The organism is Streptomyces monashensis (assembly GCF_001866665.1).
In the GTDB taxonomy this organism is placed as follows: domain Bacteria; phylum Actinomycetota; class Actinomycetes; order Streptomycetales; family Streptomycetaceae; genus Streptomyces; species Streptomyces monashensis.
The window spans coordinates 107,767-132,548 of record NZ_MLYO01000011.1 but is presented as its reverse complement, the minus strand read 5'-3'; the positions used below and the strand labels follow the sequence as shown (position 1 = coordinate 132,548).

The window sequence follows — 24,782 nt, the reverse complement described above, 5'->3', positions numbered from 1 at the left end:
AACCCACCACCCCCAGGATCATCACAATCAAACAAAGAACACCAACAGAAGTGTTCAATTACTAAACGCGGAGGCGTAGGTTCCGCTGAGGATCAGTTCGCGCAACGAAGCGAGTACTCATGCAAACCCCCACATACGGACCGACGTATCTGGCGGCGGGGCTACAGCTCCCCGTCAACTGGCTGGACTACACGATCCTGGCGATCTACTTCGTCGTCGTGCTCGGCATCGGCTTCGCGGCCCGCCGCTCGGTCAAGACCAGCCTCGACTTCTTCCTCTCGGGACGCTCGCTGCCCGCCTGGATCACCGGCCTCGCCTTCATCTCGGCGAACCTGGCGGCCACCGAGATCCTGGGCATGGCCGCGAACAGCGCCCAGTACGGTGCCTACACCGTGCACTGGTACTGGATCGGCGCCATCCCGGCCATGGTCTTCCTGGGCCTGGTGATGATGCCCTTCTACTACGGCAGCAAGGTCCGCTCGGTCCCCGAGTTCCTGCTGCTGCGCTTCGACCGGGCCGCCCACCTGCTCAGTTCCATCCTGTTCGCGCTCGCCGCCATCCTCATCGCGGGCGTGAACCTCTACGCCCTCGCGATCGTCGTCGAGGCGCTGCTGGGCTGGCCGCAGTGGGTCGCGATCGTCGTCGCCGGCGCGTTCGTCCTCGCGTACATCACCCTCGGCGGCCTCTCCTCGGCGATCTACAACGAGGTGCTCCAGTTCTTCGTGATCCTGGCCGCCCTCATCCCGATCGTCGTGCTGGGCCTGAAGAAGGTCGGCGGCTGGGGCGGGCTGACCCACAAGCTCACCGAGACCCACGGCGCGAACTTCACCACCGCGTGGGGCGGGACCGGCATCGGCAGCGTCAACCCGCTCGGCGCGAACTGGCTGACCATCGTCCTCGGCCTCGGCTTCGTCCTCTCCTTCGGCTACTGGACGACGAACTTCGCCGAGGTGCAGCGCGCCCTGTCCGCGAAGAACCTCTCCGCCGGCCGGCGCACCCCGCTGATCGCCGCCTACCCGAAGATCTTCATCGTCTTCCTGGTGATGATCCCGGGCCTGGTCGCCGCCGCGGTCGTCCCGCACTTCGGCACCGCCGCCTCCGGCTACCAGTACAACGACGCCATCCCCTACCTGATGCAGGAGCTGCTGCCCAACGGCGTGCTCGGCATCGCGGTCACCGGTCTGCTCGCCGCCTTCATGGCCGGCATGGCGGCCAACGTGTCCTCGTTCAACACCGTGTTCACGAACGACATCTGGGCCAAGTACGTGGTGCGCGGCCGCGAGGACGCCTACTACGTCCGCTTCGGCCGCCTGATCACCGCGATCGGCGTGGCCGCCTCGGTCGGCACGGCGTTCCTGGCGTCCTCGTTCTCGAACATCATGAGCTACCTCCAGACGCTGTTCTCCTTCTTCAACGTGCCGATGTTCGTCGTCTTCATCGTCGGCATGTTCTGGAAGCGCGCCTCCGCCAAGTCCGGCTTCTGGGGCCTGCTCGCCGGCACCGTGACCGCGATGGTCAACTACTTCGTGCTCTACAAGAAGGGCATCATCTCGCTCCCCTCCGACCAGGGCGCCAACTTCGTCTCCGCGATCGCGGGCTTCGTCGCCGGAGCGGTCGTGATGATCGCGGTGTCCTTCTTCACGAAGCCGAAGCCGGCGGAGGAACTCCAGGGCCTGGTCTACGGCACCCGCTCCCCCGGCATGGCCGAGGCACCCGCCGCCGGCGACGACGCCTGGTACCGCAGGCCGGCCCTGCTGGGCTGGGGCGCGGTCGTCCTGGCCGCCGCCTGCTACATCCCGTTCTCGTTCTGACGCGGAAGGACCGAGGAAACCATGAGCGACAACGCGCACGACGGCTTCCACTACAGCGAGCAGGACGTCCAGCGGGAGGTCACCGAGCTGGAGGGCAAGTCCGCGACGGCGGCCCGCATCTTCGACCTGCGGCGCATCATCGGCGGCCTGTTCGTGCTGTACGGCGTGATCGTCACGATCACCGGCATCACGGACTCGCAGTCGGCCATCGACAAGGCCCAGGGCGTCAACATCAACCTGTGGACCGGGATCGGGATGCTGCTGCTGGGGCTGTTCTTCCTGGTGTGGCTGAAGTTGCGCCCCACACAGACGCCTCCGGCGGTTTCGCCGCAGGAGAAGCAGGGGGAGTAGCACCGCTTTCGTCCGCCGCCGCGTGGGGGCCGGTCGCGCCCACGCGGCGGAGCCGCACACCAGCACAGCCCCGCACCCCTTCGGGGCGCTGCCCCAACGCGCTTACTCCGGGGCGGCGTTCAAAGGGCCCGCGCGGTCCAGCAGCCCCGTCCTCGCGGCCAGCGCCGCCGCTTCCAGCCTCGACCCCACCCCCAGTTTCATCAGCACCCGCTGCACATGCGTGCGTGCGGTGCTCGGGGCGATGCCCATGCCGGCGGCGATCAGGCGGGTGTCCTCGCCGTCGGCCACCCGGACCAGGACCTCCACCTCGCGCGGTGTGAGCATCTCCAGCAGCCGCTGCGCCTCGTCGTCGGGCTGGGCCGCCGGGTTGAGCAGGTCCCCGAACGCGCCCTGGAGAAGCTGCGGAGCCACCGCGGCCTCCCCGGCACGGGCCTTCATGATGGCCCGCTCGACGCCCTCGATCCGCTCGTCGTGCCGGACGTACCCGGACGCACCCGACGCGAACGCCGCCGCGATGCCGCGCGGCGACGGCACCGGGCCGAGCACCACCACCGCCACCTGCGGCCGTTCCCGCTTGATCTTCACCACGGGGTCGAAGACTCCCGGTTCGGCCGGTGCCGCCGTACCCAGCAGGCACACCTCGGGCGCCCGTGCGATCACCAGGTCCGCCGCGCCCGCGGCCGGCGCCGCGGCGGCGAGCACCCGGTGCCCGCGCAACTTGAGCGCCGACGCCAGCGCCTCCGCGAGCAGGCGATGGTCGTCGACGACCATGAGCCTCACTCCCATAGAGCCACCCCCCAGTCCCCCCATGGATGCCCCACTATGGACGCCCACCGGTCCGCAAGGACAGAGGGCCCCCCGGCACCTCGCCCTTCATGCCCCCGGAAGCTACACGCTTGTTCGACGTATTGCTGCCCCTCTTGATGAGAAGTGCCCCGGATCGATGAAATCCGGGGCACTTCTTGGTATGTCACCCATTCGGGCGAAGGTGCGAGAGGCTCAGCCCTTGGTGCCGAACGCCGTCACCAGATACTGCTTGCCGGCCCCCGCGTACGGCTTGTTGGCGAACACCGCCGACATGAACAGCCGGCCGTCGCCGAAGAGGATCTCCGCGGAGTCCGGCAGCATGCTGGTCTCCGCGTTCCGCACGTCCTGGGCGGAGGGGTTCTCCAGCAGCTCGGTGGCCTTGGAGCCGACGCCCTCGATGCTGACGATCTGGCCGCCCTTGTTGTACGGCGGCCGCTTGTAGGCGAGCAGGTTCGGGCCGTCCATGCGCAGCGGGGAGAGCGTGTAGCCGTCCCCGGCCTCGACGCGCTGACCGGTCGGCTTGCCGGTGGTCAGGTCGAAGGAGACGATCTCGTTGGTGCTGCCGAGCTCGCCGTTGCCGTCGTGCTCCGCGGTCGGCAGGTACAGCTTGCCGCCGCCGACGACGATCTCCTTGCAGCTCTCGACGGTGGTCGTCTCGCACCGGCCGCCGTAGGTGTCGTTCGGCGCGGAGATGTGCGCGAGCAGCTTGCCGGTCTTGTCGTCGAGGGAGAAGTACTCCAGGGACTTGCTGTCGGCACCGGCCTGGGCGGCCACCACCAGCGGGTCGGTGGAGACGACGGACGCGTAGTCGATGCCCGAGTCCATCGTGTAGTCGGCGATCACCTTGCCCGACCGCGGGTCGATGTTCTGGATGTGCACCTGCTGGCTGCCGAAGTCGCCGCACTTGCGCACCGCGACCAGCTTGGCGCCGCCGCCGTAGCCGGCGTCGTAGCAGGTGTCGTCCGTCTTGGGCTGCCACAGCAGCTTGCCGGAGTCCAGGTCGAGCGCGGCGCCGCCGCTGGTGCTGCCGACCGCGACGGTGTGCTGAGCGACCGTCACATTCTCGAAACTGATCGGAGAATCACCCGAGTTGACGGTCTTCGTCCACAGCTTCTTGCCCGCGTCGAGGTCGATCGCGGCGATCTGGCTGCAGCCCGCGAAGGAGTTCTTCGCGGGCATCTTCGGCTGGTAGGCGATCGCCGTCAGGTCGTTCGCGCCGATGTGCTCGCTGGCCTGGCAGACCGGGCCGGGCAGCTTGATCGTCCACCGCTTGGCACCCGTGGCCGGGTCGTAGCCGACGACCTCGGCGATGCCGCTCTTCGCGTACACCTTGTCGGTCAGCCATGAGCCCGGGGTGCTGACCAGGTCGTCCGTCGTGGGCATCGGGACCTGGAACAGCACGCTGGAGGCGGGGTCGGCGGGCACCTTCTCCTTGGCGTCGCCGGTGCCGCCCGAGCCACTGGTAGCGCCGGTGCCGCCGGTGCCGTTCTTGCCGCCGCTGGAGGCGGTGTCGCTCTTCTTGCCGTCGCCGCCGGAGGAACCGGCGTACCAGATGCCGCCGCCGACGATCAGCGCGATGGCGACGACCGCCGCGACGACGATGAACAGGGCGGTGTTGTTCCGCCCGCCACCGGCCGGCGCCGGCTGTATCGGCACGGTCTGCGGCTGGCCCGGATAGCCGTAGCCCGGCTGCGCACCCTGCATCGGCGGCGTGGGCTGCGCGTACGGGTTCTGCGCTCCGGGAGCGCCGTAGGGGGCGGCGGCCGGCTGCCCGCCCGGGTAGCCGTACCCGGACTGCGGCGGCTGCGGGGCCGGAGGCTGCTGCGGATAGCCGTAGCCGGGCTCGGGCTGCTGCGGGTAGCCGTATCCCGGCTGCGGCTGCTGGACCGGCGGGGCGGGGGGCGCCGGCGGGGCGGCCGGCTGGTCCGGGGGCGGGGTCGGGGTCGGGGGGCCGAAGCCGGGCTGCTGCGGGGGCTGGTTCGGCGGCGGAGGGGGCGGCTGGGTCATGACGCGGGTACCTCGGTGAGGCTCGGAAGGCCGGACGGCACAGCGGACGTGGGCGAAGAGGAAGGAGAGGCAGAAGAGGCCGCCTCGGCGGTTCAGTTGCCGAAGGCCATCATCAGCTTCTCCTTCGTCTGGTTGTTGCCGGTCAGCTGGCCGGTGGAGATGAAGAACCGCCCGTCGGCCCAGTCGATGTCGCTGCTGAAGAAGGTGTCCTCGATCTGCGCCGTGCCCGAGGGGTTCTGGAGCAGCTTCGTGGTGGTGTGCGTCGAGCCGCCGAGCGGGATCGAGACCACCTGGCCGCCCGTGTCGTACGACGGCTGCACATAGGCGATGAGCTTGCCGCCCTCGATCTTCATCGGGGACATCGGCTCGGCGGCCGGGGACTTGACCCGCCACTTCTCCTTGCCGGTGGCGAGGCTGATCGCGACGATCTCGTTGGCGCTGCTGGTGGTGTCCGTCGGCAGGTAGAGCGTGTCGGCGTCGGCGGCGACGCCCTGGCAGCCCTCCAGACTCTGGCTGAGGAAGCCGCAGCGCGGCGCGAACTTCTCGTTGACCTTCACCTCGGAGCGGAACTTGCCGTCCTTGGTGAACGTGGAGATGTTCCAGGCCTTCTTGTCCTGGTTCGTCAGGTACACCACCAGCGGGTCCAGGGAGTACACCTTCGCCACCTGCCAGCCCTTCTTGACCGGCTGGGTCCACTTGACCTTGCCGGTGGCCGGGTCCAGCTCCTGGATCTCGTCGTGCTCGTCGGGCTGGAACGCGGCGCAGGATTCCGTCTGGATCAGCCGCCCGGCACCGCCCGCGTACCCGGACGGACCGCAGGACCCGCCGTCCTGCCCCGTGTTGTACAGCTTCCTGCCGCTGTCGACGTCGTACGCCGTGCCCGCCCCCGAGCGGCTCGCCATCAGCGTCTTGCCGCTGATGGCGAGGTTGATCTCGACCTGGATGTCGAACGCCCCGTGGTGGTCGAGCGTGCCGCTCCAGCCCTTCTGACCGGTGTTCAGGTCGATCTGCTGCAGCTGGTTGCACTGGGCGTTGTCGCTGACACCGCTCATGTACGCCACGACGACCTTGTCGTCGGCCGACTTCTGCGGGGTGACCGCGCAGATCTTCTGCGGGAAGCTGATCGGGCTCCAGGCGGGCTTGCCGTCGCCGACGCCGTAGGCGAAGACCTGCTTGTACGCCGCCTTCACCGCCACCTTGTCGGTGATCCACATACCGGGTGCCTCGGCGCCGGAACCGGGCGCCTGAGGGGCCGACTGGTACCAGAGCACCTTCGCCTCGCCGGCCTTGCGGCCCGCGTTGAGGTTCTCCGGGTCGTCGCCGCCGCTGCTGGAGGGGCTCGGCGAACCGGAGGCGTTCTTGGGGTCGTCGCTGTGCTGGGCGACGGGCTTCTTCTTGCCGTCGCCGCCACTGGTGACCGCGTACACGGTGCCGCCGATGACGGCCAGCGCGGCCACCGCGGCGCCGACGATCAGCGCCGTCCGCTTCCTGCCGCCCCCGGCGCCCGGCGCGGGCGCGCCCGGGTACGGCGGCTGCTGCGGGTACCCGAAACCGGGCTGCTGCGGCTGCTGCGGGTATCCGTAGGGGCCCGGGGCGCCGGGCGGCGCCGGGGCGTTGTACGGGTTCTGGGCGCCGGGTGCGGCCGGGGCGCCGTACGGGCCGGGCTGCTGGGGGTAGCCGTAGCCGGGCTGCGGTCCGGCCGGGGGCTGCGGCGGGGCCGCGGGCGGCGGAGGGGTGCCCTGCGGGGCGGCCGGAGGTGTCGGCGGAGTGCTCGGGGGGCCGAAACCGCCCTGGGCCGGCGGCGTTTGCGGGGCTCCGAATCCACCGCCCTGCGGCGGTTGATCCTGCGGCGCTCCGAAACCGCCCTGCGGCGGCTGGTTGGGCGGCTGAGTCATCAGCGCTCTTCCCCCTCGTTCACTGATTTTTAGCCACGCCCTGAGGTTCTTGACGGACCCTGGGTCGTTACTCAGACAGTTCTCAGACGGCCCTTTCTATCACCCGCCTCTGACAGCGCACGGGCCCGGATCCGCCGCTGTTCCCAAGGGAGAACCGGCCCGTGATGCCGCCGTTACGCGCCTTCACGCCCCCTTCACGCGGTGCGCGCGAGGTGGGGGCGTGAGGTGGCTGGTTCACGTCAGGGACGGGGAGGGCGTCCGCACTGCTCCTCCCCGCTTCCCGCTGACCGCGCTACGCGTCCTCGGCCAATTCCAGCCAGCGCATCTCGAGTTCCTCGCGCTCTGACGCGAGGTCGCGCAACTGGGCGTCCAGGTCGGCGACCTTGGCGAAGTCGGTCGCGTTCTCGGCGATCCGGGCGTGCAGTGCGGACTCCTTCTCGGAGATCTTGTCCAACTGGCGCTCGATCTTCTGGAGTTCCTTCTTGGCGGCGCGCTGGTCGGCGGCGGTCTTCTCCGGCGTGGCCGCCTTGGGCGCCGCCGCGGAGGCCTGCGCGGCGACCGTCTCCTCCATGCGCCGGCGCCGCTCCAGGTACTCGTCGATACCGCGCGGCAGCATCCGCAGGGCACCGTCGCCGAGGAGGGCGAAGACACGGTCCGTGGTGCGCTCGACGAAGAACCGGTCGTGGGAGATGACGATCATCGAGCCGGGCCAGCCGTCGAGGACGTCCTCGAGCTGGGTGAGGGTCTCGATGTCGAGGTCGTTGGTGGGCTCGTCCAGGAAGAGGACGTTGGGCTCGTCCATGAGGAGGCGCAGGAGCTGGAGGCGGCGCCGCTCACCACCGGAGAGGTCGTCGACCGGCGTCCACTGCTTCTCCTTGTTGAAGCCGAACGTCTCGCACAGCTGCCCGGCGGTCATCTCGCGGCCCTTGCCGAGGTCCACGCGCTCGCGTACCCGCTGCACGGCCTCCAGGACCCGCCAGGCGGGGTCGAGTTCGGCGACCTCCTGGGAGAGGTAGGCGAGCTTGACCGTCTTGCCGACGGCGACACGGCCCCCCGCCGGCTGCGTCTCGCCCTCGGTGCGGGCCGCTTCGGCCATGGCGCGCAGCAGCGAGGTCTTGCCGGCGCCGTTGACGCCGACGAGGCCGATCCGGTCGCCCGGGCCGAGCTGCCAGGTGACGTGCTTGAGCAGCACCTTCGGCCCGGCCTGCACGGTGATGTCCTCGAGGTCGAAGACGGTCTTGCCGAGCCGCGAGGAGGCGAACTTCATCAGCTCCGAGCTGTCCCGGGGCGGCGGCACGTCCGCGATCAGCTCGTTGGCGGCCTCGACCCGGAAGCGCGGCTTGGACGTACGGGCGGGGGCGCCGCGGCGCAGCCAGGCCAGCTCCTTGCGCACCAGGTTCTGCCGCTTGGTCTCCTCGGTGGCGGCGATCCGCTCGCGCTCGGCGCGGGCGAAGACGTAGTCGGAGTAGCCGCCCTCGTACTCGTACACGTCGCCGCGCTGGACGTCCCACATGCGGGTGCAGACCTGGTCGAGGAACCACCGGTCGTGCGTCACGCACACCAGCGCGGACCGCCGGTTCTGCAGGTGCTGGGCGAGCCAGGCGATGCCCTCGACGTCGAGGTGGTTGGTGGGCTCGTCGAGGACGATCAGGTCCTGTTCCTCGATGAGCAGCTTGGCGAGCGCGATCCGGCGCCGCTCGCCACCGGACAGCGGTCCGATGACGGTGTCGAGACCCTTCGGGAAGCCGGGCAGGTCCAGCCCGCCGAACAGGCCGGTCAGTACGTCCCTGACCTTGGCGTTGCCGGCCCACTCGTGGTCCGCCATGTCGCCGATGACCTCGTGCCGGACGGTGGCGGCGGGGTCGAGGGAGTCGTGCTGGGTGAGCACGCCGAGGCGCAGCCCGCCGGAGTGCGTGACACGTCCGGTGTCGGCCTCCTCCAGCTTGGCGAGCATCCGGATGAGGGTCGTCTTGCCGTCGCCGTTGCGTCCGACGACCCCGATGCGATCACCCTCCGACACGCCGAGTGAGACGCCGTCCAGCAGCGCACGGGTGCCGTACACCTTGCTGACGTTCTCGACATTGACCAGGTTGACGGCCATTTCACTCCTGTGCGCGGGGGTCGGTCAGCCTTCTAGCGTAGGGCAGCGAGGGGTGAGGGCGGGGCGTGAGGAGGTTGTCACTCTTTGTGATGACGTGATTCCGGAAGCAGCCGCTACGGTGGAGGGCAGGCGCCAGGATCTTGCCCATGGGAGGAACCATGACAGCCCAGCGTGCTGAGCAGCCCGGATGGCGAATGCCCCCGCTGGACGGCTACACCGTCGACGATCTGCTCACCTTGCCGGATCTCCCGCCGCACACAGAGTTGATCGACGGGAGCCTGGTCCTCGTGAGCCCGCAGCGCTACTTCCACTTCGCCACGATTGACTTGCTGGTGAGCGGCCTGCGCCAAACCGTGCCGTCCGATCTGAAGGTCGCTCGTGAGATGACGGTCGTACTGGATCGCCGCAATGGCCCCGAGCCCGACATCTCCGTGATCAAAGCCGCCGCGAAGAAGGGACCGGACCAGACGTACTTCGAGGGAAAGGACGTGGTGCTCGCCGTAGAAGTCATCTCTCCGGAGTCCGAGGCCCGCGACAGGCTCACCAAGACGCACAAGTACGCGGCGGCAGGTATCCAGTACTACTGGCTGGTCGAGATGACCGAGCCGCACGACCACCCTGTCATCGAGGTCTTCGAACTCTCGGCGGACACAGGCACGTACCGGTCGACCGGCACCTACCGGGACCGCGTCAAGGTCGACAAGCCCTACCCCATCGACATCGACCTGACGGCGATCGACGAACTCTGAAGCCCTAGAGAACCGTCGCCCCCGCCACCGGCCCCTCCGCCGTCCGTACGGCCCTGCACGTCCCCGACGACCGCAGGGCCGCCGCCACTTTCTCCGCCGACCCGGCATCACGCGCGAGGAACGCCGTCGTAGGCCCGGAACCCGAGACCAGCGCGGTAAGCGAACCGGCCCCGCGCCCCGCCTCCAGCGTGTCCGCCAGCTCCGGGAACAGGGACAGGGCCGCAGGCTGAAGGTCGTTCGACACGGCCGCCGCCAGCGCGTCCGCGTCCCCCTTCGCCAGCGCCTCCAGCAGTTCCGCCGACGCCACCGGCTCCGGAACGTCCCGTCCCTCCGCCAGCCGGTCGAACTCGCGGAAGACCGCCGGGGTCGACAGGCCCCGCTCGGCCATCGCGAACACCCAGTGGAAGGTGCCGCCGGTCTCCAGAGCCGTCAGCTGCTCGCCGCGCCCGACCCCCAGAGCCGCGCCCCCCACGAGGCTGAAGGGCACGTCACTGCCCAACTCGGCGCACACGGCGAGGAGTTCGGCCCGCGACGCACCCGTGCCCCACAACGTGTTGCAGGCGAGCAGCGCGCCCGCGCCGTCCGCGCTGCCGCCCGCCATGCCGCCGGCGACCGGGATGTCCTTGGCGATGTGGATGTGGACGTTCGGTTCGATGCCCCGGCGCGCGGCGAGCGCGATCGCGGCGCGCGCGGCGAGGTTCGTGCGGTCCAGGGGGACCTCGGCGGCGTCCGGGCCCTCGCAGGTGACGCGGAGCTCGTCCGCGGGGGTCACCGTCACCTCGTCGTACAGGCCGACGGCGAGGAAGACGTTGGCGAGGTCGTGGAACCCGTCGGGGCGCGCGGCGCCCACCGCGAGCTGGACGTTGACCTTGGCCGGGACCCGTACGGTGACGCTCACTTGCCGCTCTCCCCCTGCTGCTTGTGCTCGGCGATCCGCGCGAACTCCTCCACCGTCAGCGCCTCCCCGCGCGCCTGCGGCGAGACCCCGGCCGCGACCAGGGCGGCCTCGGCGGTAGCGGCGGACCCGGCCCAGCCGGCGAGCGCTGCGCGCAGCGTCTTGCGGCGCTGCGCGAAGGCCGCGTCGACGACCGCGAAGACCTCGGCCTTGGAGGCCGTGGTCCTGATCGGCTCGGTCCGCCGGACCAGCGAGACCAGGCCGCTGTCGACGTTCGGCGCGGGCCAGAAGACGTTGCGGCCGATGGCCCCGGCCCGCTTCACCTCGGCGTACCAGTTGGCCTTCACGGACGGCACGCCGTACACCTTGGAGCCGGGCGCGGCGGCCAGCCGGTCGGCGACCTCGGACTGCACCATCACGAGGGTGCGCTCGATGGTCGGGAACGTGGCCAGCATGTGCAGCAGCACGGGGACGGCGACGTTGTACGGCAGGTTCGCGACCAGGGCCGTCGGGGCCGGGCCGGGCAGGTCGGTGACGTGCATCGCGTCGGAGTGGACCAGCGCGAACCGGTCGGCGCGCGCCGGCATGCGCGCGGCGACGGTCGCGGGCAGCGCGCCGGCCAGGACGTCGTCGATCTCGACGGCGGTGACCCGGTCGGCGGCCTCCAGCAGCGCGAGCGTGAGGGAGCCGAGCCCCGGGCCGACCTCGACGACCACGTCGTCGGGGCGGACCTCGGCGGTGCGGACGATGCGGCGGACCGTGTTGGCGTCGATCACGAAGTTCTGGCCGCGCTGCTTGGTGGGACGGACACCGAGCGCGGCCGCCAGCTCGCGGATGTCGGCGGGGCCGAGGAGGGCGTCGGGGGTGGGGCTGCTCACGGGACAAGGGTACGGGGCGGTGACCCCTGGTCCGCCCGCTGATCCGAACGCGGCTGCCCAAGCGCTCCGCCGGAGGTGCCGCAATGCGCCGTCGGTCATCCGCCGGTCCGTCGTGCCTGGTCGCGCCACGCGGCGGAGCCGCACATCGGGGAGCCCCGCGCCCCTCCGGAGCGCCGCCGGACCGCGCCGGACTTCGCCGGACCCGCTCAGCCGTGCAGCTTCGCCCCGCAGTGCGGCCAGGGTGTCGTCCCCCGCCGCGTGTAGAGCTTCTTCGCGCGGAACGTCTGTTCCTCGGCCGACGCGTCCTGGGGGCGGCCGTTGCCGCCGAGGCTGTGCCAGGTGTGGTTGTCGAACTGGTAGAGCCCGCCGTACGTCCCCGAGGCGTCGACCGCGTCCGGGCGGCCGCCGGACTCGCAGGCGGCGAGGCCCTGCCAGTTGAGGCCGTCGGCGCCGTCCACGGAGGCGGGCGGTTTCTTCGTGCCCACCTTCACGATCTGCGGCCGCGGCTTGCGGACGATCTCGGAGGTCTCCCGGCGCGGCTTCTCCTGCACCCCGTTGACCGTGCGCAGCAGGTAGACGTCGCGCCGCAGTCCGGGCCGGCCGGGCTGGGTGACGACCTCGGTGCCCTGGAAGAGGGTGGGGTCCTCGGTCCGCTCGGTCGCGAAGGGGATCTGTTCCTCGCGGATCTCCCGGACGCCGCTGACCCGCAGCACGGTGATCGTCTGTCCGTCGCGCGGGAAGCTGTCCAGCGGGACGGAGGTGGTGTCCTGGCCGCTCAGGGTGACCCCGGCCTCCTCGACCACCTGCCCGGCGGTGGCCGCGTTGGTGCGGATGGTGCGGGCCTGGCCGTCGGCCATGACCGTGACGGCGCGCTCGGTGCGCACGTCGAGCGCGAGCCCGGTGCGCCCGATGGGCTGGGCGCGCGAGGTGGACAGGTACGCGCCCTCGGCGCGTACGCCGAGCTCCGCCAGCGCTCCCGCCACGGTGTGCGCCGTCGTCCACACCTCGCGCTGTTCGCCGTCCAGCGTGAGCCGGACGGGGCGCCCGTAGCGCACGGCGATGGCATCGCCGCTGGCGAGCACGGCGTCGGGGGCGGGCGCGACCATGTCGTGCGACCCCACGCGTACGCCCTGGTCCTCCAGCAGCTCGCGCACGTCGTCGGCGAAGGTGTGCAGGGTGCGCGGCTTGCCGTCGACGGTCAGCTCGACCGCCTTGTCCTTGGCGATGAACGCGGTGGTGCCGCCGGCCAGGAAGGCCACGACCAGCGCCTGCGGCAGCAGACGGCGCGCGGTGGACTCCGGGCGCGCGGCACCGCGCCCCCTGCGTCGGCGCGCGGCACGCCCGCCCGCTCCGGCGGGCTCCTCGGTGTCGCACTCCGTCGTGTGCGCCTCTTCCTCCAGCGCACTCCCGGCGCGCACACCACCCGCGTCCCTGTCCGCGTCCCAGCCCGCGCCGCCGCCCTGCCGGGGCAGCACCGGCTCCGTGACGTAGTACGCCTGCGCCTCGTAGGCGGGCCGGTAGGTGTCCTCGTACGGCCCGTACGTCAGGGTCTCCGCGTGGTGCACGGAGGCACCTCGGCCGTACACCAGGGCGGAGACCCTGTCGTACGGGCCGTACGGCGGGGCGGAGACGTCAGGGCCGTACGGCTGCTCGTACTGCTCGTACTGCTCGAACGCCTCGTACTGCGACTTGCTCACACCGACACGCTCCAGAGGTGCCAGAGGGGTCCGGATCGGGCCCCCAGAACCTAGCGGAGCGGTCGTCACTCTCCAAAGCGACGCGACTACGCACAGTTGGCCGTACGCGCGCGTGTGCCGTGCGCGCTCAGTAGCCGAAGGCGCGGGCGGTGTTCGCGGCCAGGGCCGTGGCCAGCGTGTCCTCGTCGATACCGCGCACGGCGGCCATGGCACGCACGGTGACCGGGATCAGATAGGGCGCGTTGGGTCGGCCCCGGTAGGGCGCCGGGGTCAGGAAGGGCGCGTCGGTCTCCACGAGGACCAGTTCCAGCGGGGCGACGGCGAGGGCGTCCCGCAGGTTCTGGGCGTTCTTGAAGGTGACGTTGCCGGCGAAGGACATGAAGTAGCCCTCGCGCGCGCAGATCTCCGCCATCTCGGCGTCGCCGGAGTAGCAGTGGAAGACGGTGCGCTCGGGGGCGCCCTCCTCCTTCAGGACGCGCAGGACGTCGGCGTGCGCGTCGCGGTCGTGGATGACGAGCGCCTTGCCGTGCCGCTTGGCGATCTCGATGTGGGCGCGGAAGGAGCGCTCCTGGGCGGCCTTGCCCTCGGGGCCGGTGCGGAAGTGGTCCAGGCCCGTCTCGCCGACGCCCTTGACCTGCGCCAGCCCGGCCAGCCGGTCGATCTCGGCGAGGGCCTCGTCCAGCGCCGCGTCTCCGCCCGGCTCGCGGGCACCCTGCCGCGACCAGCCGTCGGGATCGCCGTGCACGATGCGCGGGGCCTCGTTGGGATGCAGGGCGACGGTGGCGTGCACGCTGTCGTGGGCGGCCGCGGTCTCGGCGGCCCACCGCGAGCCCTTGATGTCGCAGCCGACCTGGACGACGGTCGTCACCCCCACCGACGCGGCCTTCGCGAGGCCCTCCTCGACCGTGCCCGACTGCATGTCGAGATGGGTGTGGGAGTCGGCGACGGGCACCGTGAGGGGTGGCGGCAGCGGCGGTGCGCTGTTCTTGTCGTCCTTGGTGCTCTGGCCGGCGTTCGAAGGCATGCCCCGATCCTACGAAAGGGGCATGCCGTCGGCCGCCGGCGTCCGCTCAGCCCGCCTTGCGCTGGAACGGGTGCAGGAGATCCGACAGATGCCAGTGGTGCGGCTCCCGCGGCACCCTGGGCACCGCGGGCGTCACGGCCCCGGAGGGCACCGCGGGCGTCTCGACCGGGCCCGCCTGCGGCACGCTGTGCCCGCGCTCCGCCGTGCCGCACACCGAGGAGACCTGCCCGGCGCGCATGATCCGCACGACATGGCCGTCGCAGTTGAGGCAGCTGGGCCTGCTCAGCGGCGACGGCACGACCCGGCCGTCGGCCACGTAGAGCACGAACTCCTGCCCGTCGGCATCCTTGTGGTGCTCTATCTCGTACGACTGCTCCCAGCCGTGCCCGCAGCGCATGCAGGCGAACGAATACGACTCGTGAACGACGGCTGTGGCCGTACCGCGGAGGCCGGTCTGCCCTGCGATCTCGCTCATGCCAGCTCCTCTGGTCCGCTGGACGAGGGACCCTTGTGCGTCCCTTCGACCAGTGGACGCTTCCGCGGAGCCGAATGCATCCGGCCTGTCGAGTGTTGGAGGCGATTTGGCGCTTCCTTGCCGAATACGCCCCGTCCGGTCCCTTTTCGCTTTGCCATCGGCGACAGCCTTTTGCCGTCCCATGGCCCGCCCGCTCACCCGAGAACACCCCTGCTCAGAGGGGGTTTTCCCGCAGGTGGGGGCGTGTTCGCGAACGCCTCACCCGGCGGCGCGCTTGGCCGCCACCACAGCGTCGAAGACGATCCTCTTCGGCAGCCCCGCCTCCACCGCCACCGCCGCGATCGCCTCCTTGCGCCGCTCCCCGGCCTCCTCCCGCACCCGCACGCGCCGCACCAGCTCCTCCGCGTCGAGCTCCTCGGGCCCGGCCTCGGGCGCCCCCTCGACCACGACGGTGATCTCCCCGCGCACCCCCTCCGCGGCCCACCGCGCCAACTCGCCCAGCGGACCGCGCCGTACCTCCTCGTACGTCTTGGTCAGCTCGCGGCAGACGGCGGCCCGCCGCTCCGTGCCGAAGACCTCGGCCATGGCGGCGAGGGTGTCGTCGAGCCGGTGCGGGGCCTCGAAGTACACGAGGGTGCGGCGCTCGTCCGCGACCTCCCGCAGCCGGGACAGCCGCTCGCCCGCCTTGCGCGGCAGGAAGCCCTCGAAGCAGAACCGGTCGACGGGCAGCCCGGACAGGGCGAGCGCGGTGAGCACGGCGGACGGGCCGGGCACGGCGGTGACCTTGATGTCCTTCTCGACGGCCGCCGCGACGAGCCGGTAGCCCGGGTCGGAGACGGACGGCATCCCGGCGTCCGTCACGAGCAGCACGCGCGCGCCGCCGAGCAGCTCCTCGACCAGCTCCGGGGTGCGGGCGGTTTCGTTGCCCTCGAAGTACGACACCACGCGCCCCTTGGGCGTGACGCCGAGCGCCTGGGTGAGCCGGCGCAGCCGCCGGGTGTCCTCGGCGGCGACCACGTCGGCGCCGGCCAGCTCCTCGGCGAGCCGGGGCGGCGCGTCCGCGATGTCGCCGATGGGGGTACCTGCGAGGACAAGGGTTCCAGTCACACCCCCATCCTCCCAGGAACCACTGACAGTCCGGCCCGGGAAGCCGGCCGCGTTCCGTCCGGTACCGCACATGCACGGGACTCCCACAGAACCGTTCCCTACGATGGCGCGGTGACCAGTACCGCGTCCTCCATGGACCTCCGGCAGGGCCAGTCGCCGCACGACCGGCGGCCGGCGTGGCAGCAGCGGCTGCGCCGATTCGGGTACGTACCGGCCAAGGACGCGCCGTCGGGCGACGTGCGCGACCGTCTGGTGCCCCCGTACGCCGAGCCGAGCCCGCGGCTGTGGCAGGCGCTCGGGGTGCCGCCGGTCCTCGCCGGGCGGATCACCCGCTGGGCGGCCTGGCTCGGGCCGCTGCTGGTGACGCTGGTGACGGGCCTGACGCGGTTCTGGAACCTGGGCAGCCCGCGCGCGGTGATATTCGACGAGACGTACTACGCCAAGGACGCGTGGGCACTGGTCCACCGCGGTTTCGAGGTCAACTGGGACAAGAACGCCAACGACCTGGTCCTGCAGACGCACGGCCACCTCGCGATCCCGACGGACGCGTCGTACGTCGTGCACCCGCCGGTCGGCAAGTACGTCATCGGGCTGGGCGAGCTGCTCTTCGGGTTCAACCCGTTCGGCTGGCGGTTCATGACCGCCCTGCTCGGCACGCTGAGCGTGCTGCTGCTGTGCCGGATCGGGCGCCGGATCTTCCGCTCGACGTTCCTCGGCTGCCTCGCGGGCGCGCTGATGGCGGTGGACGGGCTGCACTTCGTGATGAGCCGGACGTCGCTGCTGGACGGCGTGCTGATGTTCTTCGTGGTGGCCGCGTTCGGCTGCCTGGTCCTCGACCGGGACCGGTCACGGGCGCGGCTGGCCGCGGCCCTGCCCGCAGACCGCGACGGCCGGGTACGCCCGGACGCGCGCGTGGCCGACACGTTCCGCTTCGGCCCGCGCCCCTGGCGCTGGGCGACCGGACTGATGCTGGGCCTGGCCATCGGCACCAAGTGGAACGGCCTGTACATCCTGGTCGCGTTCTGTGTGATGGCCGTCCTGTGGGACGTCGGCGCCCGGAGGACGGCCGGTGCCGATCACCCGTATGCCGCAGCTCTCAAGTACGACACCGGCCTCGCCTTCGTCGCGACCGTTCCGGTGGCGATCGCCGTCTACCTGATGTCCTGGCTCGGCTGGATCCTCTCCCCGTCCGACGGCACCGGCGGCTACTTCCGCAACTGGGCGGCCACCGACGGCAGGGGCGGCAGCTGGACGTTCCTGCCGGACTGGCTGCGCAGCCTGTGGCACTACGAGCACGAGGTGTACGAGTTCCACGTCGGGCTGACCTCCCCGCACACCTACCAGTCCAACCCCTGGAGCTGGATCGTGCTGGGCCGCCCGGTGTCCTACTTCTACGAGTCCCCGAACCCCGGCGCGGACGGCTGCCCGGCGGACGCGGGCCAGAAGTGCGCGCGCGAGGTGCTGGCGATCGGCACGCCGCTGCTGTGGTGGGCGGCCTGTTTCGCGATCCTCTACGTGCTGTGGCGCTGGGCGTTCCGCCGCGACTGGCGGGCCGGCGCCATCGCCTGCGGCATCGCGGCCGGCTGGCTGCCCTGGTTCATGTACCAGGAGCGGACGATCTTCCTCTTCTACGCCGTCGTCTTCCTGCCGTTCCTGTGTCTGGCGGTGGCGATGCTGCTCGGCGCGATCATCGGCCCCCCGGGCTCCTCCGACACCCGCCGCGTGATCGGCGCCTCCGCGGCGGGGGTGCTGGTGCTGCTGATCATCTGGAACTTCATCTACTTCTGGCCGCTCTACACCGGCACGGCGATCCCCATCGACCAGTGGCGGGCGCGGATGTGGCTGGACACCTGGGTCTAGTCGCGGACCGCGCGGGACGCTCCGAGTGCGGCGAGCGTGAAGCCGTCCCGCAGTTCTCCCGCGCGGATCGCCTGTGCGATCTCCCGGGGGCTCCACCAGCGCGCCGCGGCGATCTCGCCGTCGCCGACCGCGCCGGGGCGCAGCCGTGCGTCGCCCTGGACCGAGACCTCGACGACGGCGACCTCGCTCTCCAGCAGGCCGGAGTCGACGTCCAGGTAGGCCACCGCGGCCGCCGCGGAGCCGACCAGTCCCGTCTCCTCGACGAGTTCGCGCAGGGCGTCCGAGAGGGGATCGGTCTCGCCGAAGCCGCGCGGAAGTTCCCAGGCCCACCGGCCGGTCGTCGGCCGCCACTGGCGGACCAGCAGGATGTCCTCACCCCGTCGGGCCAGCACGACGACTCCTGTGCGGCCCCCGCCGACGCGGACGCGGTGCCGGACGGTCTCGGCGCCGGAGGGCAGGCGGTAGGTGTCGAGGTAGACCTCGCACCATCGGCCGCCGTCGGCATCGGTGTAGGCCTGGTGGCTGTGTGTGCGCGGTGCCTCGATGTCCATCAGGCCGTCCTCCCCAGGATTCCTGGAAGCTCTATCACGTCGTACCGCCCGCGGAAGTCGGTCAGGCGGGTCACCCCGGCCGCCACGGCCGCGACGACCACCGGCGCGAGCGCGCCCCCCGCGCCGGCCGCGAACACCCCGGGCGTCCCCTGGCCGAGCAGGCTGGTCGCCAGGCTCATTCCGCCGCCCGCGACCATCTGGGCGGTGACGCCACGTGCGCCCTGGGCCATCCGCTGGAGCCGGGTCACCGGCACCGCGTCCACGGCACCGGCCGGCGGCTCCTTCGTGCGCTCCGCGAGCAGGTCGCCCACCTCCTGGAGCGCGGCGAGGTCGCGCCGGTGCCACCAACGGGCGAGGGCGTCGGCCGCGTCGTCCGTGTACCGCTGCCACTGCTCGCCGCTCATCAGGCCGAGGCGCAGTTCGAAGCGGGTCGGATAGGTCACGACCGGTGTCTGCTCCACGAGCGTGGCCGCCTCGCGGCGCCGGACGCCGCGTCGCGGCGAGGTCAGCCCGAGCATGCAGCCCTCGCTCGCCGCGATGGCTCGGTAGTAGGTCTCGTCGAAGGCCTCGCGCAGCGTCTGTGCGTCCGTTCTGGCCGCGGGGTCGCCGGAGTGCAGCAGGGGGTCGAGGCTCTCGTACAGGCGGCTGCGGCTGGGCATGCCGTTCACGTCGAAGTCCCCGCCGGTCCAGGCGGCGAGCACCGCCCGGCCGTCGTCACCGGCCATTTCCTCCGGGCGCGGGGCGGGACGCTGCGCGTACGCGGTGGCGTAGTCGGCCGGTGTCAAAGGGCTGACCTCGATCAGGCCACGCTCGGCGGCCTCCAGCCAGTCGGCCCACCGGGCGACCGTGCGCCGCCGCAGCGGCGTGTCGAGAACGCCTGTGGCCGCCAGCAGCCGGTCCGCCATGCCGACCGGTCCCTCCGCGGCGAGGGCCGCGACGGCGGCCTCGGCGTCCGCGCGGACGGCCAACTCCCGCTGGAGCCACAGGCACTGTTCGTCGGGGATCGGGAGGGAGGAGAACAGGAAGCCGGTCGAGAGCATCGCGATCAGCTGTCCGGCCAGGTCCGCGTTCCGGGAGTTCACCCGGATCGGCAGCACTGCGCCGCCGCCGATCGCGCGTATCGCCAACTCGTCCAGGAGCGCGGCGGGCCGCAGCACGGCGAAGACGGCGCCGTCGAGCAGTTGGGGATAGGTCAGGAACAGGGAGCCGCCCTGGATGACTTCCCAGCGCAGCCGCCCGAGCAGTTCCGCCCGCCTGAACACGGTCAGCCGCTCCAACGGTGCGCCGGTCCCGGGCACTTGGGGGCTGAGCCGGGCCCGCTGCCGTACGCTGTCCCATCCTGTGCTGAGCACCGCGGTCATGCGCCGGCCCTCTCTGTGGCGTCCCTGGGGGAGCCAGTTCAGCATGCGCGGACGGGCGGAACAACGCGGAACCCGGCGGCCCACATCACGGTTTCGACAACACCGGTCACAACTTCCCCACAAGCTCGTAGAGTTCCCCCTGCGACCATTTTTGAACGCGTTCAACTCAGTTCGGTTCACGGGGAACGGGTAACAGGGAAGGGGATGCGCGCGATGCGCAACGGGGTGAAGGGTGCCGTCATCGGCACCGTGTGCGCGCTCATGCTGGGCGGTGCCGGCTACGGCGCCTACAACGTGCTCACCACACTGAGCGGCGGGGGTACGAGCGGCCACGCGGGCGTGCGGACCGGCCCGCCCAGCGGCTCCGAGGTCGCGGAGGCCGCCAAGGGCTTCTTCGCGGCCTGGGAGAAGGGCGACGCGGCGACGGCGGCGTCGTACACGAACTATCCGCAGGCCGCCCAGGAGTTGCTGACGGCCTACGCCGGCGCCGCGCACATCGGCACGGTGCGCGTCACGCCGGGCACGGCGGCCGGCACGCGCGTGCCGTTCACGGTCCGGGCGACGGTGTCCTACGGCGGGAGGAGCCGGCCGCTGTCCTACCGGAGCACGCTGACCGTCGTACGCGGCGAGACCTCGCACCGTCCGCTGGTCGACTGGCGGCCGTCGGTCGTCCATCCGCGGCTGCGCCCTGGGGACACGCTCACCACCGGCGAGTCGGCGGCCCCGCCGATCGAGGCGGTGGACCGCGACGGCACCGTGCTGACGAAGGAGAAGTACCCGTCCCTCGGTCCGATCCTGGACCAGCTGCGCGAGCGGTACGGCGACAAGGCGGGCGGCACGGCCGGCGTGGAGCTGGCGATCCGGCACGGGGGAGGCGACGCCGACACCCCGCTCCTCACACTCGCCGAGGGCATACCGGGCCGGGTGCGCACGACGCTCAGCGCGAGCGCCCAGGCGGCGGCCGAGACGGCTGTGCAGAAGTACGCCGAGTCGTCGGTCGTGGCGGTCAAGCCGAGCACGGGAGAGGTGCTGGCCGTCGCCAACCACCGCGCGGACGGCTTCGACGCGGCCTTCCTCGGCGCTCTCGCGCCCGGCTCCACGATGAAGATCATCAGCGCCGCGACCCTCATCGACACCGGCCTGACCACCGCGAACGGCCCGGCGCCCTGCCCGCCGTCGGCGGTCTGGCAGAGCCAGACCTTCCACAACCTCACGGGCCTCGCGCCGGACGAGCACGCCACCCTCGCGGAGAGCTTCGCCCGGTCCTGCAACACGGCGTTCGTGAAGTTCGCCGACTCGGTGAAGGCCGACTCGCTCACCCGGGAGGCCGAGCAGCGCTTCGGGCTCGGCGGCGACTGGAAGGTGGGCGTGCCCTCCTTCGACGGCCGGGTGCCGGCCTCCGGCGGCCCGGACACGGCGGCCGACCTGATCGGCCAGGGCCAGGTCCAGATGAACCCTCTGAACATGGCTTCCGTGACGGCAACCGCGGCGACCGGAACGTTCCGCCAGCCGGTCCTCGTACCGCTCTCCCTGGACGGCCGCGAACCGGCACGCGCGCGTGGGCTGTCACCGAGCACGGTCCAGCAGCTGCGCGCCATGATGAGCCGCACCGCGCACAGCGGCACGGCGGCCGGCGTCATGGCCGGGCTCGGCGGCGACATCGGTGCCAAGACCGGCTCGGCGGAGGTCGACGGACAGGCCAAGTCCAACAGCTGGTTCACCGGGTACCGGGGCGACGTCGCCGCCGCCGCGATGGCCCAGGACGGCGGGCACGGCATCGACGCGGCCGGGCCGATTGTCGCAACCGTGCTACGAAATGCCGACTGACGTCACCCTCAGAGGTGGGGACTTTAAGGTGATTGCCGTCGTTGGGGAGAGTGAAGGGGTGGCGGGGACCCTGGGGATCGCACGGAGGAACTGAGGCTGTGGGCAACAGAAGGCGCGTCGCCGAGCGACGGAGGACGACGAAGCCGGCGGTGCTCGGCGGGATGATCGCCGTGGTCGCGGCCGGTGCCGGATTCGCCGTCTACGCGGTGGCGGACGGCGGCGCGGCGGCCGACGAGCGCACGTCCGCCTCGGCCGACCACAAGGCCGTCAGGACCGGTCCGCTCAGCGCCGCCGAGGTCCACACGGCCGCCATCCGCTTCCTGACAGCCTGGCAGCAGGGCAAGGCCGCCGAGGCGGCAGACGCCACGAACGACACCTCGGCCGCCACCGCCCTGCTCACCGGCCTCACCAAGGACGCCCACCTGACGGGCGTCACCCTCACCCCCGGCGCGGCCACGGGCGCGAAGGTGCCGTTCTCCGTCAAGGCGACGGTGTCGTACGACAAGCTCAGCAAGCCGCTGGCGTACGGCAGTTCGCTCACCGTGGTGCGCCGGGCGAGCGACGGCAAGCCGCTGGTCGACTGGCACTCCTCCGTCGTCCAGCCGGACCTGCAGGACGGCGACACCCTGGTCACCGGCGCGTCGGGCACCCCGCCCGTCAAGGCGCTGGACCGCGACGGCGGCGAGCTGACGGCCGCCAAGTACCCGTCTCTGGGCCCGGTGCTGGACGGGCTGCGCGCGAAGTACGGCAAGTCGGCGGGCGGCAAGGCGGGCATCGAACTGCGCGTGGTGCGCGGCAAGGCCTCGCAGAAGGCCGAGCTGTCCGACAAGACACTCGTCGCGCTGAGCCAGGGCACGCCGGGCACGGTGCACACGACGCTGAACCCCACGCTCCAGGCGGCCGCCGAGCAGCAGGTGAACAAGCAGCAGAAGGCCTCGGTGGTGGTCGTGCGGCCGTCCACGGGCGAGATCCTCGCGGTCGCCAACAGCGGGCACGGCTTCAACGTCGGCTTCCAGGGCTCCCTCGCGCCCGGCTCCACGATGAAGATCGTGACGTCGACGATGCTGTTCGAGAAGAACCTCATCACGCCGGACGCCTCGCACCCCTGCCCCAAGACATACAAGGTCGCCGGCTGGACGTTCCACAACGACGGCGACTCCGAGATCAAGAAGGGCACGTTCCGGCAGAGCTTCGGGGCCTCCTGCAACAACGCCTTCATCGACTTCGCGCCGAAGCTGTCGAACGACGACCTGACGAAGGAGGCGCAGCAGGTCTACGGCCTCGGCATGGACAACTGGGCCATCGGCGTCCCGTCGTTCGACGGCTCCGTGCCGGTGCAGAGCGGCGCGCAGATGGGCGCCTCGCTGATCGGCCAGGGCGCGGTGCGGATGAACCCGCTGAACATGGCGTCGGTGGCGGCGACGGTCGAGGCGGGCTCCTTCCACCAGCCGTACCTGGTCGCGCCCTCGGTGGACCACCGCACGCTGGCGAAGGCCGCGCGCACGATGTCGGCGAAGACCCAGTCCCAGCTGAAGGACGTCATGAAGTTCACGGCGGACTACGGGACGGCGGCCAAGGCGATGGCGGGCATGAGCGGGGACTACGGCGCCAAGACGGGCTCCGCCGAGGTCGACGGCCAGAAGAAGCCGAACGGCTGGTTCACGGCCTACAAGGGCGACCTCGCCGCGGCGGGCGTGGTCGAGGCGGGCGGCCACGGCGGCGACACGGCCGGGCCGATCGTGGCGGCGCTGCTGAAGACGGGCGGCTGATCAGGTCCGCACGGGTTCCGCGGTGTAGGTGCGCCGCAGGAACCTGAGCAGCGCCTTCGACTCGAACTGGACGACCTCGACACCGTTGTCCGAATGGAACTCCACGACGGCCTGCACGCGCCCGCACGGCCACACACGTACGTCGCCGCTCTCGGCCGGGGTCCGCAGTCCCTGCTCCAGCAGGGAGCGGGAGAAGGTCCACTCGTGGGTACCGGGCAGGTCGATCCGCACCGAGCGCGGATCACTGTCGGGGTCGTACCGCAGCAGCACCGGTACGGCCTCCGGATCCTCCTCGTCCTCTTCCGTGACGATGTGGACGCGCGCGTACTGTTCGACCACAGACATCGGACTGCCCTCTCACCCTGAGTGACCTTCACGGAAGCCCCGAATCCGCTTTCTCTCCAATGTGCCACATTTTCCGGTTTGCACACTTTTGGGGCACGAGGGGGCGGGCAGGTGCTTCGGGACGCGCGCCGCTCGGCGCGTCACGCGTCCGCGAGAATGGGGCGCGTGACGCCTCAAGACGACCGAGACGACAAAGGGGCCGCCGGGTCGCTGCTGCTGGACGACCAGCTCTGCTTCGCGCTGTACGCCGCACAGCGCGCCGTGACCGCCGCATACCGTCCACTTCTGGACGACCTCGGGCTCACCTACCCCCAGTACCTGGTGCTGCTGGTGCTCTGGGAGCACGGCGAGACCAGCGTGAAGGAGCTGGCGAGCGCCCTGCGGCTGGACTACGGGACCGTCTCGCCGTTGCTGAAGCGGCTGGAGGCGGCGGGTCTGGTGCGCAGGGAGCGCGCGGCGGACGACGAGCGCTCGGTGCTCGTCGCGTGCACCGGGCGCGGGGAGGAACTCAGGGAGCGCGCAGCGCGGATACCCGGCGCGCTGCTCACCACGACGGGGCTCGGCGCCGAGGACGTCGCGCGGTTGCGCGCGGAGTTGCGGGACCTCGCCGAACGCGCCACGGCGGCGGCCGACCGGCACCGGGCGCACTGAGCTCGCCTTACCCGCGGTCGCCCACCCTGACGGCACGCACCGACGTACCGGCCAGTACCTTGTGCACGATGTATCTGTGCGCCATGTATTCCGGGGAAGGCCGGCCATGACTGAGGACTCCGCCGTCGACACGCGTCCGACGAAGATCATGTATGTCGCCGAAGCCACCGCCCACGGCGGCCGGGACGGCCATGTCACCAGCCAGGACGGCCGCCTCGCACTGAAGGTCGCGATGCCGCCGCAGCTGGGCGGCGACGGCGACGGCACCAACCCGGAGCAGTTGTTCGCGGCCGGATACAGCTCCTGCTTCCACAACGCGCTGATCCTGGTCGGCAACCGCGCGGGCTACGACCTGACCGGCTCCACGGTGGCCGCGAAGGTCGGCATCGGCCCGAACAGGCAGCGCGGCTACGGCCTCGCCGTCGCCCTCAGCGTCTCCCTGCCGGTCCTGGACGCCGGCCTGGCGGCCCGGCTGGTGGACGCGGCGCACGAGGTCTGCCCGTACTCCAACGCGACGCGCGGCAACATCGACGTAACGATTCTGCTGGGCTGATCCCGCCGAGGAATCGCAGGCGCACGGGCGGCGTTGCACGCACTGTCGCAGGGGATGGGACCGTACGG

21 protein-coding genes are annotated in these 24,782 nt (G+C 71.4%); 8 read left to right on the top strand and 13 right to left on the bottom strand.

Features of this window, described 5'->3' with window-relative positions; genetic code table 11:
- Positions 1-119 precede the first annotated feature (119 nt).
- Both BIV23_RS04175 and BIV23_RS04170 read left to right on the top strand, forming a co-directional pair.
- The gene (locus BIV23_RS04175) at positions 120-1,811 is read left to right on the top strand and encodes a sodium:solute symporter family protein (RefSeq protein WP_071379352.1); all 1,692 of its coding nucleotides are present in this window, start codon (positions 120-122) and stop codon (positions 1,809-1,811) included.
- A 21-nt stretch (positions 1,812-1,832) separates the two neighbouring features.
- The gene (locus tag BIV23_RS04170; RefSeq protein WP_071379351.1) at positions 1,833-2,162 is read left to right on the top strand and encodes a hypothetical protein; all 330 of its coding nucleotides are present in this window, start codon (positions 1,833-1,835) and stop codon (positions 2,160-2,162) included.
- Between the two features lie 102 nt (positions 2,163-2,264).
- On the opposite strand, the gene BIV23_RS04165 is transcribed toward BIV23_RS04170, so the two are convergent.
- The 4 genes from BIV23_RS04165 to BIV23_RS04150 form a co-directional block, all read right to left on the bottom strand.
- Positions 2,265-2,948, bottom strand: a complete 684-nt coding sequence (locus tag BIV23_RS04165; RefSeq protein ID WP_079172941.1) for a helix-turn-helix transcriptional regulator — start codon at positions 2,946-2,948, stop codon at positions 2,265-2,267.
- 213 nt (positions 2,949-3,161) lie between these two features.
- Positions 3,162-4,976 carry an outer membrane protein assembly factor BamB family protein gene (locus tag BIV23_RS04160; RefSeq protein ID WP_071379349.1) on the bottom strand — a complete coding sequence of 605 codons (1,815 nt, stop codon included), beginning with the start codon at positions 4,974-4,976 and terminating at the stop codon, positions 3,162-3,164.
- A 92-nt stretch (positions 4,977-5,068) separates the two neighbouring features.
- Positions 5,069-6,871, bottom strand: coding sequence for an outer membrane protein assembly factor BamB family protein (locus tag BIV23_RS04155; protein ID WP_071379348.1), 1,803 nt, complete (start codon positions 6,869-6,871; stop codon positions 5,069-5,071).
- Positions 6,872-7,163: 292 nt separating this feature from the next.
- On the bottom strand, positions 7,164-8,972 hold the full coding sequence (locus BIV23_RS04150; protein WP_071379347.1) for an ABC-F family ATP-binding cassette domain-containing protein: 1,809 nt from the start codon (positions 8,970-8,972) through the stop codon (positions 7,164-7,166).
- A gap of 158 nt (positions 8,973-9,130) precedes the next feature.
- Between BIV23_RS04150 and BIV23_RS04145 the strand changes: the two genes are divergently transcribed.
- Positions 9,131-9,721 carry a Uma2 family endonuclease gene (locus BIV23_RS04145; protein WP_071379346.1) on the top strand — a complete coding sequence of 197 codons (591 nt, stop codon included), beginning with the start codon at positions 9,131-9,133 and terminating at the stop codon, positions 9,719-9,721.
- Between the two features lie 4 nt (positions 9,722-9,725).
- Here the strand turns inward: BIV23_RS04145 and BIV23_RS04140 are convergent, their stop codons facing one another.
- The 6 genes from BIV23_RS04140 to rsmI all read right to left on the bottom strand — a co-directional run bounded on the left by BIV23_RS04140 (position 9,726) and on the right by rsmI (position 15,797).
- On the bottom strand, positions 9,726-10,619 hold the full coding sequence (locus BIV23_RS04140; RefSeq protein WP_071379345.1) for a 4-(cytidine 5'-diphospho)-2-C-methyl-D-erythritol kinase: 894 nt from the start codon (positions 10,617-10,619) through the stop codon (positions 9,726-9,728).
- Positions 10,616-11,494, bottom strand: a complete 879-nt coding sequence (gene rsmA / locus BIV23_RS04135) for a 16S rRNA (adenine(1518)-N(6)/adenine(1519)-N(6))-dimethyltransferase RsmA (RefSeq protein ID WP_071379344.1) — start codon at positions 11,492-11,494, stop codon at positions 10,616-10,618. The genes BIV23_RS04140 and rsmA overlap by 4 nt, the downstream gene beginning before the upstream one ends.
- 206 nt (positions 11,495-11,700) lie before the next feature.
- Positions 11,701-13,191: a resuscitation-promoting factor gene (locus BIV23_RS04130; RefSeq protein WP_079172940.1), complete on the bottom strand. Its 1,491-nt coding sequence runs from the start codon at positions 13,189-13,191 to the stop codon at positions 11,701-11,703.
- A 127-nt stretch (positions 13,192-13,318) separates the two neighbouring features.
- On the bottom strand, positions 13,319-14,215 hold the full coding sequence (locus tag BIV23_RS04125; protein WP_071379343.1) for a TatD family hydrolase: 897 nt from the start codon (positions 14,213-14,215) through the stop codon (positions 13,319-13,321).
- 46 nt (positions 14,216-14,261) lie between these two features.
- Positions 14,262-14,690 (bottom strand): hypothetical protein, encoded by a 429-nt coding sequence (locus BIV23_RS04120; RefSeq protein WP_071379342.1) that lies wholly within the window; start codon positions 14,688-14,690, stop codon positions 14,262-14,264.
- Positions 14,691-14,948: 258 nt separating this feature from the next.
- Complete coding sequence (gene rsmI / locus BIV23_RS04115) at positions 14,949-15,797, bottom strand: 16S rRNA (cytidine(1402)-2'-O)-methyltransferase (RefSeq protein ID WP_071379341.1); 849 nt, start codon at positions 15,795-15,797, stop codon at positions 14,949-14,951.
- A 111-nt stretch (positions 15,798-15,908) separates the two neighbouring features.
- On the opposite strand from rsmI, the gene BIV23_RS04110 reads away from it, so the two are divergent.
- Positions 15,909-17,657, top strand: coding sequence for a dolichyl-phosphate-mannose--protein mannosyltransferase (locus tag BIV23_RS04110; protein WP_071379340.1), 1,749 nt, complete (start codon positions 15,909-15,911; stop codon positions 17,655-17,657).
- On the opposite strand, the gene BIV23_RS04105 is transcribed toward BIV23_RS04110, so the two are convergent.
- Complete coding sequence (locus BIV23_RS04105; RefSeq protein WP_071379339.1) at positions 17,654-18,208, bottom strand: NUDIX hydrolase; 555 nt, start codon at positions 18,206-18,208, stop codon at positions 17,654-17,656. The two genes, BIV23_RS04110 and BIV23_RS04105, sit on opposite strands and share 4 nt — an antisense overlap.
- On the bottom strand, positions 18,208-19,569 hold the full coding sequence (locus tag BIV23_RS04100) for a hypothetical protein (protein WP_143079045.1): 1,362 nt from the start codon (positions 19,567-19,569) through the stop codon (positions 18,208-18,210). Before BIV23_RS04100 ends, BIV23_RS04105 begins: the two co-directional genes overlap by 1 nt.
- A 213-nt stretch (positions 19,570-19,782) precedes the next feature.
- Between BIV23_RS04100 and BIV23_RS04095 the strand changes: the two genes are divergently transcribed.
- A complete protein-coding gene (locus tag BIV23_RS04095) occupies positions 19,783-21,396 on the top strand; it encodes a penicillin-binding transpeptidase domain-containing protein (RefSeq protein WP_071379465.1) in 1,614 nt (537 codons plus the stop codon).
- A 98-nt stretch (positions 21,397-21,494) separates the two neighbouring features.
- A complete protein-coding gene (locus BIV23_RS04090) occupies positions 21,495-23,165 on the top strand; it encodes a penicillin-binding transpeptidase domain-containing protein (RefSeq protein WP_071379337.1) in 1,671 nt (556 codons plus the stop codon).
- On the opposite strand, the gene BIV23_RS04085 is transcribed toward BIV23_RS04090, so the two are convergent.
- Positions 23,166-23,510, bottom strand: coding sequence for an SsgA family sporulation/cell division regulator (locus tag BIV23_RS04085; protein WP_071379336.1), 345 nt, complete (start codon positions 23,508-23,510; stop codon positions 23,166-23,168). It abuts the gene before it with no gap.
- Positions 23,511-23,666: 156 nt separating this feature from the next.
- Between BIV23_RS04085 and BIV23_RS04080 the strand changes: the two genes are divergently transcribed.
- Both BIV23_RS04080 and BIV23_RS04075 read left to right on the top strand, forming a co-directional pair.
- Positions 23,667-24,161: a MarR family winged helix-turn-helix transcriptional regulator gene (locus BIV23_RS04080; protein ID WP_071379335.1), complete on the top strand. Its 495-nt coding sequence runs from the start codon at positions 23,667-23,669 to the stop codon at positions 24,159-24,161.
- Between the two features lie 106 nt (positions 24,162-24,267).
- Positions 24,268-24,714: an organic hydroperoxide resistance protein gene (locus BIV23_RS04075; RefSeq protein ID WP_071379334.1), complete on the top strand. Its 447-nt coding sequence runs from the start codon at positions 24,268-24,270 to the stop codon at positions 24,712-24,714.
- Positions 24,715-24,782: the final 68 nt, after the last annotated feature.